The sequence below is a fragment of the Leptospira perolatii genome (assembly GCF_002811875.1).
GTDB classification, from domain to species: Bacteria; Spirochaetota; Leptospiria; order Leptospirales; family Leptospiraceae; genus Leptospira_B; species Leptospira_B perolatii.
Genome location: NZ_NPDZ01000023.1, coordinates 1 through 17278 on the forward strand (window position 1 = coordinate 1; position 17278 = coordinate 17278).

Here is a 17278-nt window from a genome sequence, read left to right on the forward strand (position 1 = left end):
GAAGAAGTTTCTTCTCTGGCAGATGTCCAATTGAAAGTTAGATGTGAAGTTTGCCGAATTGATTTTCATTCGGATAAAAAGGATACAGTGGAAATCACCTTTAGGCTTCACCCTTCCGTGGCGAAACTAAAAAGAATTCTATATTGCTCGGCGGAAGCAGGCAAACGGCAAAACGCTTTAGCACGCTTTTATCTCAATCCAGGAAGGAACGAAATCCCAGTGACGACTCTTCCGCCCGGAGCATTGCTCCTTTGCAGAGGGAAGGAGCAACCACTGCAATATACTGCCCAGATAAACACTCATCAAAGTGAAAAGGGAGATTTACCGGAGTATTCGCAAACACTAGTTGTTGATTTGGAAGACAAAGAAGAATGTCCGGCAACATTAGAAATTCCTCATGGAGAGGACGAGGCGTTGCACCCTTCCATGCTATTTGGATTTCAGGAATTTAGGGATTTATTCCACGAGGAGTATCTTTCGAGCGATTTGCGCATGGACCTGGGCAATCAAGTTTTAGTTTTTACCGACTTAGTAGGATCTACTAAAATGTACGATCAGTCAGGTGATGCAGCCGCATTCAAAGAAGTAAAAAAGCATTTTGAATTACTGTATTCCTTAGTAAAGGAAAATGACGGCGCTATTATAAAGACGATGGGCGATGGATCGCTCATTTGTTTTCCGACCACTCAGTGCGCTTGGAATTTTTCTAAGAAATTGTTAAACGACTTCGAAGATCAAAATTCGCAAATAAAGATAAAACTAGGTGCTCATCAAGGGCCTTGTTTAGCGGTCACTCTAACCAGCGGAGTAGATTTTTTCGGAAGGACAGTAAATCGGGCTGCAAAACTATTATTAGGTGCTGGTCCAAATGAACTTGTATGTTCTCAAGAATTTTTACAATCGCTTGGAAATGTGGACACGGAGAAGACCGGCTGGAAGCGAGTTCGGATCGAATCCAATTCACTGATAGAACCTATCTCCGCATGGAAATGGAAGCAAAATGTTTCGAATTCATTGGCCGTCTAAGCACTATTCGAAGTCTTCAACGAAGGTTCTAACTTTGGCGATTGAAGCAGTCACTCTAGTAGAGCTTCAGCTTAATATTTTTACTCATTAACTTAAAATGCTTATCCAGAGTGAAGAGAATCGCTCCATTCTGAATCACATTCTGTGTAATTATCAAATCCGGAATTCCGACTTTATGAATTCCATTTCTAAGATTTAAAGTTTGATACTCAATGATTTGCTCCCAATCAATTTTTAGTGGGAAGCGTTCAATGGCCTGCAAGGAAGTAATTATCTTCGACTGTTTTCGTATCTTCAAAGCAGGAAATAATTCCGAAAGGATAAGATCATTGGTGTAAATATTTTCTCTATCGATCAGCTCATCGACTTCTCTTGAAATTGATGAGTTAATATTTCTAAAATAATCAATCCAAATTGATGAGTCTAAAAGGACGCGACTCATCGCTTCCGCAAGGTATCTATGCTAATTTCAAGATTAATCGATCCTTTATACTTTTTAAGAACTTTTAACTTTTCTCTTCTTATTAAGGAAGCAAGTCCTTCTTTAATAACGTCGGTCTTAGTTTTCAAATGGGTCAACCTCATTGCTTCCAAAAATAGCTCTTCAGGAATATCTACAGTCGTTCTCATAATATGCATAAAATAGGAGATTTATATGCATTGTCAAATTATAATCAATCTAACACGATCGTAATATCCACTCTACGGTTCTTTGCCCTGGACTCTTCACTCGAATTATCTGTAATAGGTTTGGACTTTCCGTATCCTTTGTAGGACATCCTCTTTTCCTCGATATCGTGCTGATCTCTAAGTTCTTGCAAGACAGATAGAGCTCTCTCTTGGGATAACTTTTGATTGTATTCCTGGCTTCCGCGGTCATCTGTGTGTCCGCTGATTCGAATTTCTTTTTCGGGATATTTTTTTAGAACCTTAGCAATCTTATCCAGAATCACTTTTGCCGGTGCTTTCAACTCCGAACGATCTGTGTCAAAGAGCAAACTGTCGAGAGATAGAGTTACTCCTTCCTCACTCTTTCTAACTTCTACCGGAGATTTTTTTGTAGGAGCTCCTTCCCAGTCTGGCCAATCCAAACCGTTGCCGTTTTTAGGAGCATTTTCCGAACGCGCAGGATCTTTAGCGTCAAGTAAAGACCGAACTTCTTCTGCAATTCTGTCCTTATCTGGATCCGTTAAACTTCTCTGTTTGTTGTACACCCCATTTATGTTGAACGCCATTTCCTGAGCGACTCCATTCGAATAAACGAAAGTATAAACCAGTTGCACGTGTTTATACTGCGGAATCCCAGCCTCGCTATCGAAGAAAATTTTTCCTTTTGCAAAACCGAAAATCTTTTCAGGCACATTGATCGAACTACTTGGCGATTTATAGGCAAGATTATATGAATATTCTATAATAGATCCCTGCCCCTTTAACTTGCCGAATTCCCAATTTCCAATTCCATTATATACATATTTTGCGCGGACTGGAATTTCTATCCTTGTGTTGGTAAATTGAAAACTCTCACCAGCAAACTGTTCCCAAGTTTCGCCTACTACAACCGGTTTCAAAGCGAATGTAGGAAGAGATCTAAGATTCGGCATTGCATATTCTGCAGGTACGTAATACTGACCTAAATCGGAAATTCTAAACTTTGAATAATAGGTTTTGTCTTTAAAAAAAGCAGGATCGACAGCCGGAAACTTCGTATATGTATCGAATATTCCGGAGAACTCGCAGATATTTTCCGCGCATTGATTCACTCTTAGTAAAATTCGATTCTTGTCTTCCCTTTTGACGACCTTAAGTCCTTGTCTCGCCTCGACTTTATGGTACTCGTTCAACTCCAAATCGTCCCCGGCTTTTAGCTTCCATCTGAACAATACTGGCTCCTCAGTTTGCGAAGAAAGAAACATGGGAGAACATAAGAATAGAATCGCTATAAGAACAAAGCGATGATTGAAGAGGACCGTCATATCTATAGTTTCGATCACTTTCTGAAATAAATTAGGACTCTTTCTGATAAAATTTGTCCCGGAATTTCTTGGGAAACGAATGAGCCTAAAGATGGAACTTTTCTAAAGTAAATCGTACAAAATCCAAGTCGACTCTAAAGAACTTGACACGGTTTGAATTACGAACACTCTCCATTTCTCGTGGCCTCGCTCTTACAAGAAACAGTTTTCTTCGGAGCTGTATTCTGCCTGCTTTTAGGAACAGCCGCACTCATTCGACCGAATCGTAGGATATCCAACAAATTAATGTTTCTACTATCAGTCGCTGTTTCTGTATTATTTTTTTACGTTTATTTTTTGCTTCGCGATATTTATTTCGAACCCCCGTTCTTTAACCACTTGCATATACCCTTTGCCTGGTTGCTCGGTCCCGGGATGTACAGTCTTTTCTCTGCAACTGTGAAGGATCAGTACGAATTCAAATCAGATAGATGGTTTTATTTTCCGGGGGCTCTATTGTTTTTTGCTCTACCACTTGGATCTTTGGTAGCGCCTCAGTATTTTAGACTAAGACCAGTGGATTACTTTGTAGAAGGAAGTACTACTCCCTTAGATTTGCTCTTGCTTTGCGCATTTTTATGCAACTTAGGTTACTACCTCAAAGTATTTTGGGATACTCGGGCGATGTACCGTTTCGAGAATCTAAAAGAGGAACCAGGAGCTCGGGTCTTACTGTTCATTATTTTAGGAAGTAGCAGTGTCACACTAGTTCTTGTATTTTCTTATCTACTTAGAGATTTGCATCTTTTGTTTGGAGCAACCGTTGGGACTACTTTTTACGCGGTTGCATCATATTTGGCCCACCAACATACACCAAGATTGCTCCAGGAGATAGGCCCCGCAGTGCGGGACGCTTACCGCAATACTAGATTAGAAGGAATCGATTTAGATGCGTTGGATTATCAAGTAAATGAACTAATGTTCACAGAAAAGCTATTTTTGGAAGAAGAGCTAACTCTTTCTGCCATGGCGGATAAATTGGACATCAAACCTTATCAGCTTTCCGAATTCTTAAATCAGCACCGAAAAACAAACTTCTCTCGCTTCATAAATAATTTTCGTGTGGATGAAGCCGTAAGCATTCTAGAAAAAGAAAACGGCGCTAGCATACTTTCGGTAGCGTATAGATCCGGTTTCAATTCCAAGGCTACATTTAACCTGGCATTCAAAAGTGCAAAAGGTGTTTCTCCTAGAGAATACTTACGAAGAGTAAAATCGATTTAGAAAAGTCTTACTTTATGAATTAAGACATTATTTTTGTCTAAGATCCGAATCCAGGACGAAATAGAAATCACACCTCACTATACTCAATCTCCTCTAAGCGAACAAAGGTACATGCCTAAATGCTTAAGGAGAAAAAGAAATGAGAATTGGATATAAAACGTTTGTTATGCGACTTTGCATAACAGCATTAACATTTGCAGGATTGTTAATATCTTGCAAAGGCGAATCAAATCAAAATGCGGAAACGGCAGCGCTTCTCGCATCTCTGAACCCAGGCGCGCTGCAAGGTCAAAATGGCTCCGCAAGTCAGTCTTTAAACCAGAGTATTACGGCGGAACAAATACGAGAAGCGTTTGCTCAAGAAAGCGACGGTAGTTTTACCTTTGACGATTCACTAAAGATATCGTCAGCAGATGGTACTAAGCTAGCAGCGAACATCTTTCAGCCAAAGAATCCTGTTTCTGGAAAAAAATACCCGACAGTCATCTTTGTGAATAGTTGGGCACTAAACGAATACGAATACTTAGTTCCTGCAGCAAAACTCGCGAAGAAAGGATATGTCGTATTGAGCTACAGTACCAGAGGATTCGGATTTTCCGATGGCTTGATTAACACAGCAGGGCCCAAAGACCGAGAAGACCTGAATGCAGTAGTGAATTGGCTAGAAGCAAATCCTTTAGTTGATACAGCTAACATAGGTATTGCGGGAATTTCTTACGGAGCTGGAATTTCACTTATCGGAGTAAGCGTAGACCCTCGAATTAAGACTGCAGTCGCGATGAGCGGTTGGGGAAGTCTAAAAAGATCTCTGTATGGTAATGATACACCTAGACTTGTTTGGGGACTCATACTAATAGGAGCCGGCTATTTTACTGGCCATATGGATCCTACGATCGTTCAGAATTTTCAGAAATTGTTGGGCCACCAGGATGTAGAAGCTGTCACCACCTGGGCCGCAGAGAGATCAGCAGAATCGTTTGTAGATCAGTTAAACTCTTCCGAAAAATCGGTTTATATCTCGAATAATTTTGAAGATTTCCTATTTAACCCAAACGGAGTTCTGGATTATTATTCGCAAATTACTGTTCCGAAAAAATTAGATATGAACGAGGGGGTGCATGCTTCCGCGGAAATGCCGGGAATATTAGGACTTTCTAATTTAATTTGGAATAATGCGTACGATTGGTTCGACTACTGGTTGAAAGGTATTGATAACGGAATCATGTCTAAACCGAAAGTAAGCTTCCAGAAACGATTCAACGGCGACAGAGTTTCGTTTCCTTCGTGGCCTTCACCTTCCGTAAGCAATAAAACCTACTATCTGGAACCAAGAGGCTGGTTTTCCAACGGACGACTTTCCGCTACTCCGAATACGACAAACAGTAGCACAGGAATACTTTCCGGAGCAGACACTCTGGCCACTACAGGATTTCCTATCCTGTCAGATCTTTTGTCTGCGCACGTAGAAATTCCAGTTACTGCGTCTCTGCCTCTCGTGAGCAGAATCAACGGAATTGTTTACGAGTCGGGAAAGCTCTCCGCTTCACTCAAGATTCGAGGAAAGATTTTTTGGAATGGCAGGGTTTCCTCTTCATTAGGAAAAGCGAATGTAAACGTTTACTTTTATGAAATGGATGATTGGGGAATCGGCAAACTGATTACTCATGGAACGGGTACAATTTTCAATGCAAGCGCTAATCAAGTAAGAGATCTTTCGATCGACTTGAATGCAGTTGCTTATGATGTTCCAGCAGGAAAGAAAATCGCTATCGCTTTAGATACCTTCGATGCTCAGTATTCAGTACCGACTTTGTTAGTCTATGGCTTAGACGTGAAACACAGCGCTACTCAGCAATCAACTCTTGTGATCCAAGCAGAGTAAGCAAAAAAGAAAAAGGCACAGGATGTTATCTTGTGTCTTTTTCACTTATTCCAAAGCAGCAACCTTTGCTTTGCATAGTGTAAAACCTAGTCAGAATAAGTCGTGACCGGCAATTTCTCGAATCCATTCCAAAACGAATTCGTGTAACAATAAAAGTAGCAGAAAAGATCCAACATATACGATCGAGCGGACCCATATTTCGGTATCCTCTAGATTTTTGCGAATGTATTGGATTACAATATAAACCGACGAAAAGCAACTCCCGATAGGACCGAGATTATTAAGCGTAAAAGGATAGGCCTGTTTATCGCTCATTTCGCGATAGTAAAAACTAGATGCATAGAATAACTCAAACCAGGTCAAGAATATGATCATCGAAAGCAGAGAAAATAAAATTCCTAACTCTTTGTCTTCCTCGTCCCACTTGACCCTAAAGACAAACAAAGAAAAAACAGCGATATCGATCGAAATTGCACCTATATTAACTGACTCTATTACAGAATTCTTATAATATTCTTCGTAAGGGAAAAAATCCTTCCAAAATAATCCATAATATTGCCCGGCATAGTAATTTAGAAATGTAAACACTCCGAGGCCCGCAAATATAACTGAATATGAAATATCTATAATTCGCATTAGTGATAACTTTCCGTAATCGGAAGCTTTTAGAAAAAAAATGAATGCATATCGAAGTTCTCTATGCAATAGGAAGTGTTTCTTGCTGGATCCATTTCAAATAGTCCTGGTTCGCTTCGGAGATTTGCCAACTGACCGCACAAGGAATTGTGTAACTATGCAACTCTTTGACACGGGAGATTATATTTTCCGCCAGGTCCTCTCTCGTTTTTAGAAGTAGTACGGCTTCGTCGTCTTTCTCCAAATTGCCTTGCCAATGGTAGATCGATTTAATTTTAGGAAGGATATTGGCGCAAGCGGCCAATCGTTCTTTTACTAACGCTTCTCCGATTCTTAGAGCTTCTTCCTCATTCTTAGTAGTAATATAAATCGTTCTGAATTGCATGCCTGGGAATGGTAAGCACGTTGCTGGTTCATGCAAGTTTTTTTACCGTTGATAAACGAAACAAAGTCTTCGTTTCAGTCGTTTTCATAAGACTGAAATGGCTGGACATAATCATAGCAGGAGCCTATTTAATTCGGAATGCCCAAAAAATCCAAGTCCCCTACAATTCTTGTTTCTAAATCTTATGATGCATTAGCTTTGAATTCCGCTTTTTTTGGGTTCTTTGCACATTCAGGTTTTGTTTTAGGTTTAAAGGAAATCGGATTTAAACCGGCAAGAATCACTGGATCAAGTTCAGGTGCGCTGATCGGATCTCTTTTTGCCGCGGGAATTCCCCCGGAAGAAATCACTCGGATGATACTGGGAATTAAAAAACGAGACTTCTGGGAAGGAAATTCCTTATCCCAATTTATCAAACCAATCCGAAAAGGATTAAAAAAATATTCCGGAATTTTAAGCGGGAAACGAATTCGAAAATTAATCGAACCTTATATCGGAAATAAAAACTTGGAAGACTTTCCAATTCCAATGGGAATAGCAGTCTCCAACTTGACCAAGAGAATCCGCGAATTGAAAACAAAAGGGAACGCGATCGACCTCGTAATGGCATCGATGACTTTTCCTCTGCTTTTTGAGATACCTCTGATACAAGGAGATGAATTTTTGGATGGCGGAGTTGTGGATGCCGAGCCGATCAAGGAGCTCATTCTTGATCCCAAGATTAAGCGAATAATTGTACATGATATAGATAATGCAAAACCGACATCGGACAACACTCTCATGCGCGCGTTTGATGCTTGTGTCAGTGTAATCAGCAGCGAGACTAGAGAACTGAAGGACCTCCTTTCCAAGAAGTACGGAAAAAAGATCATTCGAGTCGTGACAAAAACTCCATATCTACATCCGAACAAAATGACTGACGGTCGCAAAGCTCTGGAACTAGGCCGAAGGTCCGCGCATCGACACAGGGCAGAAATTTTAGGAATAAAGAAGGCTAAATAATCAAAACAGATCCGGAACAGAATCCCTTTTTTGGAAGGCCACACTTACCAATAGTTCTTCATCAATTCAGTTGCCCAATCAGGTTGCCTAACTTCGGAAAGCGGAAGGAACTCCTTCATAACAGGCTTGATATCTATGATAGGAGTTCCGTCGATCGCATCCAGATTTCGGACGAATACGGATCTGCCTTTCACTTCTTGTAATTCTACGATCGTTGCCCCTAAATGATTCATACGGTTTTTCTTTCTTTGCGCAAAGATTCCGACTTTTGGCCAGAGCTTATTTTCTCGGGGATGCTCGCTTCCGATTACGATCGGACTTTCCAAGGCTTTATGAAAAATATAGAATATCTCCAAATGTGAAAAAGACTGAATTGAATCCAGGCTTTCTTCCGGAATATCCGAATCCAAAAGTATTTCGGAAACCACGCTTCCCCAGAAATCATCCTGCAGTTCTCTTCTGGAATTAACAACGGTTCCTATCGATCTAATTTTGAATTCCATTCTACAAATCCAATATTTTACCTTTTTGCTTTTCAGCGTGCTTTTCGTTTTGGAGAGCCTGTGCAACAAAGTTGCACAGGGATGCTAAGAATAACACTAAATACGTGAAAGCGATCTGTATCCATTCGGATTCCGATAAATCCATATTCATTATGGAAGAATAATGATTAATCAGAGTCAGGATTACAGCAAGCAATGCTGAAACCAGAACAGAACGAAGCAGAATCGAACCGTCAAACAAATATTTGGTGATCCTTTTCATCGAATTCCAAACCGGACCTTTTCAAAAGTAGAATTATTAATTCTTTTCGGCGAATTTCTTTTCGATCAGGGCAGTCACGATTTTCACTTTTTCTGGACTCATTGACCCTTGCTTTCCTAACTCGCTATTCTGAATTTCGCTATGATCGTGAGAATATTCTACTCCTGCTTTAATCAAATCCTCCGAAGTTACGAAGATAATCTTGTCCCCTCTCACAGCAGAAAGGTAATCGCCTTCGTTCACCTTATGAAGATGACTCTTCTTGCTTTCCATATCTACTTGACCTTGACAGTGGCATGTTACTGTAGTTTCGCCAACCACGGTTGTATAAAATTTTGTGCCCCTAACTCCGGCCACTGCAGTCGGCGAGCTCAGCTTCAAAGATTCTCCCTGTAAAAGTTTATTGGACTGAAGCCAAGATTTTCCCGCTTCTTGAAAAAACTCTTTGCTACTTCCGGTTCCATCAAATCGAAACCTAGAGTTGGATTGTATTTCTATCACTACCGATTTGCCCGGAAATTCAACGATGGAGGTAGAATTTTCTCCAGTGGAAAGTATATCTCCATTTTGAATCGCCTGACCAGAGTTAACCGAGATTTTTTCAGAGCCTCTTTCCAAATTAACCGAACCTCTCGTAAAGGAAACGACTCCTCCTTCCACCTTACCGGAAGATTTATTACAGTAAATAGTTCCGAATAACAGTCCGACTATCAATATGACAGAGCGTAACAGTTTACTATTTTTTGATATATGAAACATGCAAAGTTCTCCTCATTTTTAGAGATATCATTACTGCACTAATTGGTCAAAATGACAATTATCTTTCCTTCTTATCCGCAGTGGTTTTCTGGAAATTCTCAATGCTTGGAATAAAATCTCATCCTTTTTCAAAGGTTATTCTACGGTTCGAAAGCGCAAAAGCGACGGTTACATGTCCTCGAGCTTTACAAGCTTTGATTTAATTTTAGAATCGCTTTTTGCTATTTTTAAGAACAAAAACCGTAGTGAAGTTAGGGCCTGTTTGTTGGGCGGTCGTCGAATATACTATCTCTAAAGCGAAGGAAACTGGCTATGACCGACAGGATAAAAAGATCAAAAGATTCCGGCCTAAAAAGATTCTTTGTAGGCGCTTGGAATTTGCTCCCACATGGGCTGAGAAGAAGCTTAGTCGCTACATCCAATTTTACAGGTTTGGATTTTTAATTAGTTTAGAGATTCATCGTTTCGATGGATATCCTCCTCTCATTCTCGCTTTTATATAAGCGAACTCCCCTCCCTTAAATTCAATCCGATCAAATCCTTCAACCATAGACTATTTCAGTCTGCCCTGCCCAATTGGCGTACGTTCTTGACTCGGCAGCCTTGGAACTGAATGCTGTTCTAAAGGTATATATAATGGATTTTGCGTTATCAGACGATCAGAAAGATTTAAGGGAATTAGCTAGACATTTTGCAAAACATGAAATTCGCCCAAAGGCGGAACACCACGATAAAACGGGTGAATACCCTTTACAAATTCTGAAGAAAGCCTGGGAAACCGGACTGATGAATATACATATTCCTGCTCAGCACGGTGGAGCTGGGATGACCGAATTAGACGACGCGATTATTGGAGAAGAATTATTTTGGGGCTGCTCCGGGATGGCAACCGCTATCCTAGCGAATAACTTAGCATTGGCTCCAGTCTTGTTAGGCGCAAGCGAGGAAGTTTTGAAAAAATGGGTTCAGCCCATGACAGAGCAGTTCCAACTTTGCGCGTATGCAGTTACCGAACCAGGAGCTGGCTCTGACGTCGCCGGGATTCGCACCACTGCAAGAAAAGTCGGAGACGAGTATATTATTAACGGATCCAAAATGTGGATTACCAATGCAGGCTATGCAGACTGGTTCTTTGTACTTACAAAAACGGATCCTGCTGCAGGACATAAAGGAATCTCTAGCTTTATCGTTAGTTCCAAAGCCCCCGGTGTAACCGTCGGCAAAAAAGAACTGAACATGGGACAACGATGCTCTGATACTCGCGGAATTACATTCGAAGAAGTGAAAGTTCACAAAAGTCAGATGATAGGTAAAGAGGGAGACGGTTTCAAAATTGCAATGGGTGCTTTTGACCATACTCGTCCTGGAGTTGCGATTGGGGCTGTCGGTGTAGCTCGGGCAGCAATGGAGCACGCCCTGGAATACGCAAAAACTAGAGCAGCTTTTGGAAAGCCGATCATCGAAAACCAAGCGATTTCTTTTATGATCTCGGAAATGGCGAGAGATATCGAAGCAGGAAGACTGCTCTGCTACCAAGCGGCTTGGTTGATCGACAACGGATTCAGAAATACGTATCAAGCTTCTATCGCGAAAGCATTCTGCGCCGACTCTTGTATGAGAATTACAACGGACGCTGTTCAAGTGTTAGGCGGCTACGGGTTTAATCAAGAGTACCCAGTAGAAAAGTTAATGCGAGACGCTAAAATATTCCAAATTTATGAAGGAACTTCTCAGATACAGCGCTTGATCATTTCCCGATATCTCACTGAAGGCAAGGGAATCGAAGGACCAAACATCTGAAGGAATATTCCCTTACATATGAAGAATTCCTGGAACGAAGCAAGTCTGGGAATTTAATTCCGATCTTCAAGCAGGTGTTTTTAGATCTAGAAACACCTGTAAGCTTGTTCTCAAAATGGGGCGGGACCGAATCCAAGCATTCATTCCTATTGGAATCGGTGGAAGGAGGAGAAAAAGTTGGTAGGAACTCCTTCCTGGGAAAAAATCCTCAACGCCTGATGTACGGTAAGAATGGACTTTTCTACATCATCAAGCAAAACGAACCCGAAACGGAAATCATCACGCACGACCCTTTATTTTTATTAGAGTATGTGATCGGGAACGATACTTACGTTCCGGATTCCAGGCTCCCGTCTTTTCAAGGAGGCGCGGTTGGATTTCTATCCTTTTCAACTGTGCGCTACTACGAATCCATTCCGGATACCAAGCCGGAAGACGAGCCATCACCGGACGTCTATTTTGCGTTATACGATGAAATTCTTGTAGTCGATCATGTGGACAGACTTTTACGAATCGTAGTCAACGCCAGACTCGCGGACTATGAAGATTCCAAAGCATGCTATGAAGCAACTTTAGCAAGGATCGATGCGATTGAAAAAGAGATCCGCGATGGAGAAATTCCGGGATGGATTAGACATCCTCTTGTTAACGATGATGCACTAGAATATAAACCGAATATCTCTGACGAAGATTATAAGAAGGCAGTTCAAAAAGCTAAAGAGTATATCTACGCAGGTGATATCTTTCAAGTGGTCCCTTCTCGAAAGTTAGAGTGTCGACCAGGAATTCCTTCATTTCAAGTTTATCGCGGACTTAGAACTATTAATCCAAGTCCTTATATGTACTTTCTGAAGTTAGATGATATCAGCATCGTAGGTTCTTCTCCAGAGATCATGGTAAAATGCAAGGACAGAAAAACATATCTACGACCGATCGCAGGTACTAGGCCAAGAGGTAAAACTCCTGAGATGGATAAATCATTGGAAGAGAACCTGCTCGCAGATCCGAAAGAAATCGCCGAGCATATCATGTTAGTAGATTTAGGGAGAAACGACTTGGGACGGGTTTGCGAACCTGGAAGCGTTCACGTCGAAGAATTCAAAGTCATCGAAAGATATTCTCACGTAATGCATATTGTTAGTCAATGTTCGGGCGATTTAGAAAAACATAAAACTGTTTACGACTTGCTGCGAGCAACTCTACCTGCCGGAACCGTTTCAGGAGCTCCAAAGATTCGAGCCATGGAAATTATCGATGAACTGGAAAATACCAGAAGGGGTATCTATTCAGGTGCATTGGGCTATATTTCGTATTCCGGCGATACCGATATGGCGATCGTAATTAGAACGATTACTTTTTATGGCGAAAGAGCATTTTTACAGTCCGGGGGAGGAGTAGTCTATGACTCTTCTCCTGAAGGTGAATTGGAAGAAACAAAGAATAAATTAGCCGCACTGTTGCGTGCCGTAGATTTTGCGCGTAATGGCTTAAAGGGAGAATGGAACAAATGATTCTCCTGATCGACAACTACGATTCGTTTACTTACAATTTATACCAGTATTTCTGCCAGATCGGAAATGAAGTGGAAGTATTCAGAAATGATAAAATAGATCTGGAACATGTAATCAAGAAGAATCCGAAAGGAATCGTACTCAGTCCCGGCCCGGGTAGACCCGAAGATTCCGGAGTTTGTCTGGAGATCATAAAAGAGCTCGGGGGCAAACTTCCGGTTTTAGGAGTTTGCCTAGGACATCAGGCAATCGGCTTAGTTCACGGTGGAAAAATCGTAAACGCTCCAAGCATTATGCACGGAAAGGTCAGCTTGATAGAACACGATGGTTTAGATATATATAAAGGAATTCCCTCACCCTTCTTAGCAACGAGATACCATTCTCTAGTAATCCAACCCGAAAGTTTGCCTGCAGATCTTGAAGTTTCTTCCAAAACCCAAGACGGCGTGATTATGGGCGTTCGACATCGAACAAAGAAAAACCTATTCGGGGTTCAATTTCATCCTGAATCAATCATGACTCAAAACGGATTGGACTTAGTCCGAAATTTCTCCCGGATCGTTTCCGAATCCTAAAATGAAGATCTTTTCTAGATTACTGTCGTATTCGATTCGATATAAATATCGATTCTCGCTAGGAATCCTTTTCGCACTATTGACTGCTTTATTAAATGCAGTCTCCTTGACCGCCTTCATCCCGTTATTCGACACTCTAGGCGCGGACTCAAAGACTAGGTTTAAATTCGAGTATACCAAGCCCGAGCAGGATATTCTGCTCAAGGAAAGATTCTTAGGAAGCGATAGCTTAGACGGACTAGAGAGAGTTAAGAAAGTCCTAATCGAAGCAAAAGATTGGGCAAACTCTAGGACCAAGAACTTGGAACCTAAACAGGTCGTTTGGGCCGTTTGCGTATTAGTACTTCCACTCTACGTTCTTAAGTTGGCGACCTATCTTTTATCCGTATTCTGCCTAGCGACTGCAGGCTACAGAGCAGTGCGCGACCTAAGGCAGGAACTGTTTCAGAAAAATCAGACTCTTCCCTTAACATTCTTTTTTAAGGAAAAGACCGGGTTGCTGATGAGTCGGATCATCAACGATGTGGAGATAGTAGCTGCTGTTATCTCTTCAAATTTTAGAGACGCAACCATCAATTTCTTTTACGTGGTAACCCACTTGATGGTTCTTCTTTACTTGAACACTGATTTACTATTGATTGCTTGCGCATCCGTTCCGGTTATTATTCTGCCTGTTACTTTATTCACTCGAAAGATTACAAAATCTACGGCCCGCTCCCAAGAGAAAATGGCCGATCTGAATGCGAACCTCCAAGAAATGATTTCCGGAATCAAGGTGATCCGAGTCTTTCACACCGAGGATTTGGAAAAAGAGAAATTCCAAAAAATCAATCACAACGTTTATCGGAGAAATTTTAAAGGACAGTATTATCTACAAGTTGCACCGAGTCTAGTCGAGCTAACTTCTTCGGTAGTAGTATTAGGTTTTTTTGCATTGGGCGCTAGCTTTATCGTTAGCGGTAGATTTACTCAGGGAGAGTTTATGACCTTCCTTTTAACGCTACTGTTCCTATTAAGACCCTTGACACAATTGTCTCAAATGGTCGGAAAAGTTTCCCAAGCAACCACGGCAGGAAAGAGAATTTTCGAAATCATCGATTTGGAAACCGAAGACCACAGCGAAGACGCAAAAGTCCCAGCGCTTCCGCTTGTGGATTCAATCGAATTCAAGAATATTAACTTTTCTTATCCCGGAACCAACTCTGACGTACTCAAAGATATTTCGTTGAAAGTGAATGTCGGAGAAACGATCGCGATCGTTGGAGCAAGCGGTTGCGGCAAATCCACTTTAATGGACTTAATCCCCAGATTCTTTGATCCATCGAACGGCTCCATCGAATTTGACGGAGTCAATATAAAGGATTTCTCTTTATCAGATCTTCGTAAGAAAATCGGAATCGTAACACAAGATATCTTTCTATTTCACGGATCTGTAATGGAAAACATAGCATACGGAAAACCTGGCGCTTCACGAAAGGACGTGATACGAGCAGCAAGGTTAGCTCACGCCCACGATTTTATTAAGAAAATGGACCACGGTTACGATAGCATCCTAGGTGTTCGGGGATTGAATTTATCCGGAGGACAAAGGCAAAGGCTTGTGATTGCGAGAGCACTCTTGCGGGATCCCGAGATCATGATTCTAGACGAGGCAACCTCCGCCTTGGATGTGGAATCAGAAAGACTGGTAAGTGACGCGCTCCGCAGGCTGTTTGCAAACCGTACTACATTCGTGATTGCTCATAGACTTTCCACAATCAAAGACATTCCGAGAATTATCGTGATGGATAACGGAAGAATCTTGGAGGAAGGAAATCATAATAGCTTAATGGATTTGAATGGAATTTATCGAAAACTTACGGACAACCAATACGCAGGAGCCGGAATTCTTCCATGAAAAAATTTGCTCTAGTTGTAGATGATAACGACAAATACGCAAAAAATCTGATATTCTATCTGGAAAAAGCCGGGTTGAAAGTACTGCGGGCGTTGGACGCAGCTGAAGGCTGGAAATTATACCTGGAGAATAAGGAAAACTTGTCCGTGGTAATCACCGATATCACGATGGAATCCCAAACTTCAGGTCTTTGGATGATTCGCAAGATTCACAAGGACGGATTCCAAGGTATTAAAATTATTGCAACTACCGGCTTCGATGTGAACGGAGTAATGGGGCTCGGGAAGTGGATATTGCCTTGGTTTGCTGGCATCAGCTATATGATTCCAAAGGTTCCGCTAAAAAGTGGAACTGTGCAGATGATTGAAACCAATCTAGCGAAAGGAAAGTTTGAAGACGCACTAAGAGTGTTTTTAACCTAGTTTGCTAGATCTTTTTCCCCTAAATTAACCCTTCATCCTTTCATCAAAAAAGCAGTAATCGAAATTTGCCTTTTATAAAACAAAGTAAAATCTCACTTTAGTCTACTGTAGGCAAGCTTATGAAATATTTTACTAACTTTTCTTTACTGATCAATAGGTTTATTGACCGACTAGTTTCTCTTATTTATCGAACCGAAAAATTTAGGAAAAAATTCCATTCCATTTACCCTGATGAAGTTGTAATTGTTGTCAGTGCTGCCAAAGCAATCCAAGAATCTAGCGACAAAGCAGTCGTGTCTGGTCGCAAATGGATATTTGCCAAAAGATCGAATGTTCTTTTGTCTTCGGGAAGAATAGTATGCGGAAATTGGAATATACCTTTAGATACAATTGAAGATGCAGAATTGGTCTTATTAAGATCCAGGCCTTTTACTAAACATTATCGGGGACAGGTCCTAAAGTTGAGGACAAGGTTAGGTCAATTTTTCCAATTTGGAATGCTTATTGATAAAGATTGGAAAGATCAAAATGTTTTGCCGTTGCGAATTACTGAGCATTTCCTGCAATACTCCGCTTTAAGTGTGACATTAAGAATAACGGCTATTATCGGACTTTCAATGTATCTGATTGGAGAATATCTACTATGCCTTTCTAAGTTCGATTAGAAGTTCTACAATCTCCATTTGCCCGGGTGACCGGCATTGTGAAATCTGCCTGAAGGAACATGGAAAGGATTGTGCGTATGATGGCGTTGGAATGGATTCGGTGAGTTGTAATTATTGCGGTAACTAGGGCGATTATAGAAATAGAAGTAAGGATAATTATAACGGGAGATGCCAGATTGATAATAGCGATTACAATTGTACGGAGTTACCTTATTCTGAGCGTTTGAGTTCTGGTTATAACATTGATCGTCTTGATTCAGGCCGTTCGGTTCATAATAAACCGGGTAAAAGGTCACACATTTTATCAGCGAAATTGAAACAAATAATAGGATCGTATACTTTACTAGAGAACGCAATAACCAGTGATTCATCTCTCTTCTCCTGTAAAATTCTAAGGAGTCCCATCCCAATTCTAAGAACTAAGTCAGCTGGACTCCGAAAAGTTCCTATTTAATTCTAGTCAGTTAGACCGCTAGAATAGACATTTTTTTTCCAAAATTTGATAAGTTCATTCATTCTATTAAAAGTTCTATTCCGAGGAGCTCCTACAGTTCTTCCTCCAAAAATAAACCTTGCAGAACTGAAATTTTTCTGTTAAGTGGCGGGATGTACTTCCACCGCACCGGCCCCCACCCTAAAAATGAAGAACCGGGAACATAGGTAACACTTTAAACCGGAGACATGGGTTACACTTTTGGTTGTTGAATTAACCTTTTT

Annotated in this window: 20 protein-coding genes; 11 read left to right on the forward strand and 9 right to left on the reverse strand. The window is 41.0% G+C overall.

From position 1 onward, the window contains the following. The coding region (locus CH373_RS18035; protein ID WP_207763708.1) for an adenylate/guanylate cyclase domain-containing protein at positions 1-1026 on the forward strand (1026 nt) is incomplete at its 5' end. Between the two features lie 55 nt (positions 1027-1081). Here the strand turns inward: CH373_RS18035 and CH373_RS18040 are convergent. Genes CH373_RS18040 through CH373_RS18050 form a run of 3 tightly spaced genes read right to left on the reverse strand, consistent with a single transcriptional unit; the run spans position 1082 to position 2999 of the window. Then, positions 1082-1468 (reverse strand): PIN domain-containing protein, encoded by a 387-nt coding sequence (locus tag CH373_RS18040; RefSeq protein WP_100713823.1) that lies wholly within the window; start codon positions 1466-1468, stop codon positions 1082-1084. Next, positions 1465-1656 (reverse strand): type II toxin-antitoxin system VapB family antitoxin, encoded by a 192-nt coding sequence (locus CH373_RS18045; protein WP_100713824.1) that lies wholly within the window; start codon positions 1654-1656, stop codon positions 1465-1467. The genes CH373_RS18040 and CH373_RS18045 overlap by 4 nt, the downstream gene beginning before the upstream one ends. Positions 1657-1700: 44 nt before the next feature. Beyond that, a complete protein-coding gene (locus CH373_RS18050) occupies positions 1701-2999 on the reverse strand; it encodes an OmpA family protein (RefSeq protein WP_100713825.1) in 1299 nt (432 codons plus the stop codon). Between the two features lie 153 nt (positions 3000-3152). Between CH373_RS18050 and CH373_RS18055 the strand changes: the two genes are divergently transcribed. Both CH373_RS18055 and CH373_RS18060 read left to right on the forward strand, forming a co-directional pair. Beyond that, on the forward strand, positions 3153-4262 hold the full coding sequence (locus tag CH373_RS18055; RefSeq protein ID WP_341476356.1) for a helix-turn-helix domain-containing protein: 1110 nt from the start codon (positions 3153-3155) through the stop codon (positions 4260-4262). A gap of 139 nt (positions 4263-4401) precedes the next feature. After that, positions 4402-6144: a CocE/NonD family hydrolase gene (locus CH373_RS18060; RefSeq protein WP_100713826.1), complete on the forward strand. Its 1743-nt coding sequence runs from the start codon at positions 4402-4404 to the stop codon at positions 6142-6144. Positions 6145-6234: 90 nt separating this feature from the next. On the opposite strand, the gene CH373_RS18065 is transcribed toward CH373_RS18060, so the two are convergent. After that, complete coding sequence (locus CH373_RS18065; protein WP_125170055.1) at positions 6235-6780, reverse strand: hypothetical protein; 546 nt, start codon at positions 6778-6780, stop codon at positions 6235-6237. Between the two features lie 61 nt (positions 6781-6841). Further along, complete coding sequence (gene cutA / locus CH373_RS18070) at positions 6842-7165, reverse strand: divalent-cation tolerance protein CutA (RefSeq protein ID WP_100715521.1); 324 nt, start codon at positions 7163-7165, stop codon at positions 6842-6844. Between the two features lie 138 nt (positions 7166-7303). Here cutA and CH373_RS18075 point away from each other — a divergent pair, with 138 nt between their 5' ends. Continuing rightward, positions 7304-8167 carry a patatin-like phospholipase family protein gene (locus CH373_RS18075; RefSeq protein WP_100715520.1) on the forward strand — a complete coding sequence of 288 codons (864 nt, stop codon included), beginning with the start codon at positions 7304-7306 and terminating at the stop codon, positions 8165-8167. Between the two features lie 44 nt (positions 8168-8211). On the opposite strand, the gene CH373_RS18080 is transcribed toward CH373_RS18075, so the two are convergent. The 3 genes from CH373_RS18080 to CH373_RS18090 are packed head-to-tail and all read right to left on the reverse strand — an operon-like array spanning position 8212 to position 9691. Further along, a complete protein-coding gene (locus CH373_RS18080) occupies positions 8212-8670 on the reverse strand; it encodes an SAM-dependent methyltransferase (protein ID WP_100715519.1) in 459 nt (152 codons plus the stop codon). 1 nt (position 8671) lies between these two features. Continuing rightward, positions 8672-8932 (reverse strand): hypothetical protein, encoded by a 261-nt coding sequence (locus CH373_RS18085; protein ID WP_100715518.1) that lies wholly within the window; start codon positions 8930-8932, stop codon positions 8672-8674. 36 nt (positions 8933-8968) lie between these two features. Beyond that, the gene (locus tag CH373_RS18090; protein ID WP_100715517.1) at positions 8969-9691 is read right to left on the reverse strand and encodes a FecR family protein; all 723 of its coding nucleotides are present in this window, start codon (positions 9689-9691) and stop codon (positions 8969-8971) included. Positions 9692-10003: 312 nt separating this feature from the next. On the opposite strand from CH373_RS18090, the gene CH373_RS18895 reads away from it, so the two are divergent. From CH373_RS18895 to CH373_RS18120, 7 genes are all read left to right on the forward strand, one after another. Then, positions 10004-10135 carry a hypothetical protein gene (locus tag CH373_RS18895; RefSeq protein WP_279305878.1) on the forward strand — a complete coding sequence of 44 codons (132 nt, stop codon included), beginning with the start codon at positions 10004-10006 and terminating at the stop codon, positions 10133-10135. Between the two features lie 192 nt (positions 10136-10327). Next, positions 10328-11491 (forward strand): acyl-CoA dehydrogenase family protein, encoded by a 1164-nt coding sequence (locus CH373_RS18095; protein WP_100715516.1) that lies wholly within the window; start codon positions 10328-10330, stop codon positions 11489-11491. A gap of 74 nt (positions 11492-11565) precedes the next feature. Further along, the gene (gene trpE / locus CH373_RS18100) at positions 11566-13002 is read left to right on the forward strand and encodes an anthranilate synthase component I (protein WP_100715515.1); all 1437 of its coding nucleotides are present in this window, start codon (positions 11566-11568) and stop codon (positions 13000-13002) included. Next, a complete protein-coding gene (locus tag CH373_RS18105) occupies positions 12999-13577 on the forward strand; it encodes an anthranilate synthase component II (protein ID WP_100715514.1) in 579 nt (192 codons plus the stop codon). Before trpE ends, CH373_RS18105 begins: the two co-directional genes overlap by 4 nt. A 1-nt stretch (position 13578) precedes the next feature. Then, the gene (locus CH373_RS18110; RefSeq protein ID WP_100715513.1) at positions 13579-15474 is read left to right on the forward strand and encodes an ABC transporter ATP-binding protein; all 1896 of its coding nucleotides are present in this window, start codon (positions 13579-13581) and stop codon (positions 15472-15474) included. Further along, positions 15471-15896, forward strand: a complete 426-nt coding sequence (locus tag CH373_RS18115) for a response regulator (protein ID WP_100715512.1) — start codon at positions 15471-15473, stop codon at positions 15894-15896. Before CH373_RS18110 ends, CH373_RS18115 begins: the two co-directional genes overlap by 4 nt. Positions 15897-16015: 119 nt before the next feature. Beyond that, on the forward strand, positions 16016-16561 hold the full coding sequence (locus CH373_RS18120) for a hypothetical protein (RefSeq protein WP_100715511.1): 546 nt from the start codon (positions 16016-16018) through the stop codon (positions 16559-16561). A gap of 5 nt (positions 16562-16566) precedes the next feature. On the opposite strand, the gene CH373_RS18595 is transcribed toward CH373_RS18120, so the two are convergent. Further along, a complete protein-coding gene (locus CH373_RS18595) occupies positions 16567-16932 on the reverse strand; it encodes a hypothetical protein (protein ID WP_125170054.1) in 366 nt (121 codons plus the stop codon). Positions 16933-17278 lie beyond the last annotated feature (346 nt).